2 protein-coding genes are annotated in these 972 nt (G+C 67.0%); both read left to right on the top strand.

What is annotated here, in order from left to right:
- Positions 1 to 48 precede the first annotated feature (48 nt).
- The gene (locus tag JKL48_RS22860) at positions 49 to 435 is read left to right on the top strand and encodes a helix-turn-helix domain-containing protein (protein ID WP_201987730.1); all 387 of its coding nucleotides are present in this window, start codon (positions 49 to 51) and stop codon (positions 433 to 435) included.
- Positions 432 to 972 (top strand): IS630 family transposase (locus tag JKL48_RS22855; RefSeq protein WP_317191988.1); only part of this gene is annotated, 541 nt, incomplete at its 3' end. The genes JKL48_RS22860 and JKL48_RS22855, both read left to right, overlap by 4 nt.

Below are 972 nucleotides of genomic sequence, written 5' to 3'. Positions count from 1 at the left end.
TAGAGCGGATTTCAGGATAGTTTACGGATTTGGACGTACCTTCTGCCGATGAAAGCTTATTCGTTTGATTTGCGCGAGCGAGTGGCGGCCGCCTGCGCCCAGCCCGGGCGCACGGTGCCGCTGGTGGCTGCGCAGTTCAGCGTGTCGGTTTCGTTCGTGGAAAAGCTGCTGCACCGCCAGCGCACCACGGGCTCGGTGGCCGCGCTGCCGCCTCGCAGCGGGCCTGCCCCAGACCTGGATGCCCGGGCTCGGGCGGAATTGCGGGCTTGTTTGCACCAGCAACCCGACGCCACGTTGGCGGAGCTGTGCACTTGGTTGGCCGCCCTCGGCGGCCCCGCCGTGAGCCAATCCACGCTTTGGCGGGCGGTACAGGCGCTGGACTGGCGGCGAAAAAAAAGAGTGTCCACGCCGCCGAGCGCGACACCGAGCGGGTGAGGGGCTTGCGGGCGGCCTTTCTCGAGGCCGTGCAGGCCGAAGATTTCACCTGCTTCAAGTTCGTGGACGAGACGAGCACCAACCTGACCTATTGCCGCCGCTACGCCCGGGCCGAAGGCGGGCAACGTGCCCCGCAGGCCTCGCCCCTGCACGGCGGGCCGAACGTGACGCTGGTGGCCGCCCTGACCCCGGACGGCTTGCAAGCGGCCATGACCGTGAGCGGGGCCGTCAATGGCGACGTGTTTGCCGCCTACCTCACCCAGGTGCTCGGCCCCACGCTCGTGCCCGGCGACGTGGTGGTGCTCGACAACCTGCCGGCCCACAAAGTGGCCGGGCTGGCCGAGTTGGTCGAAGCCCGCGGGGCCCGCCTGCTGTACCTGCCGCCGTACTCGCCCGATTTTAACCCCATCGAGTTGGCCTTCAGCAAGCTCAAAACCTGGCTGCGTACCGCCCAGGCCCGCACCCGAGAGGCGCTGGAAAGCGTTATCCAGACCGCCACGGAATGGATAAGCGAACAGGACGCTAAAAACTGGTTTG

The sequence above is a fragment of the Hymenobacter rubidus genome, from assembly GCF_016734815.1.
Taxonomy (GTDB): Bacteria; Bacteroidota; Bacteroidia; order Cytophagales; family Hymenobacteraceae; genus Hymenobacter; species Hymenobacter rubidus.
This window is presented reverse-complemented; position numbering and strand designations above follow the sequence as displayed.